Below are 360 nucleotides of genomic sequence, written 5' to 3'. Positions count from 1 at the left end.
GACACCTTCATGGCGCAGAACGCATCGATGATCCAGGCCCAGCATGCAGCCTCCAGCTTCGATGTCCATCGGGTCCTTCAGGCCATGGACCACGAGCCGAGACCGCCGCAAGGCGATGCCGGACTGATGCGGCTGCCGGTGGTCGACATGCAAGGCCGGCCGCTGGCCAGCGAAGCCGAGTTGCGCTATTCCATTTTCCACCGCTTGACCTCGGGCGCGGTGAAGGTGGTGGCGGTGCAGCTAAAGGGAACTCCGACTGGAGCCATGCTGACACGCACGTTCACCGTGGAGGGCGTGCCCTACCGCATGGACCTGTTCGGCGGCAGCAAACTGAAGCCGCCGCAAAAGAGCCTGAACCAG

Annotated in this window: 1 protein-coding gene; it reads left to right on the top strand. The window is 63.9% G+C overall.

The window, feature by feature from the left end; all coding sequences use genetic code 11:
- A partial coding sequence (locus EN807_RS33320; RefSeq protein WP_135938001.1) for a hypothetical protein occupies positions 1–360 on the top strand: 360 nt, incomplete at both ends.

Source organism: Mesorhizobium sp. M5C.F.Ca.ET.164.01.1.1 (assembly GCF_004792125.1).
In the GTDB taxonomy this organism is placed as follows: Bacteria; Pseudomonadota; Alphaproteobacteria; order Rhizobiales; family Rhizobiaceae; genus Mesorhizobium; species Mesorhizobium wenxiniae.
The sequence above is the reverse complement of the archived record's forward strand: the minus strand, read 5'-3'. Positions and strand labels throughout refer to the sequence as shown.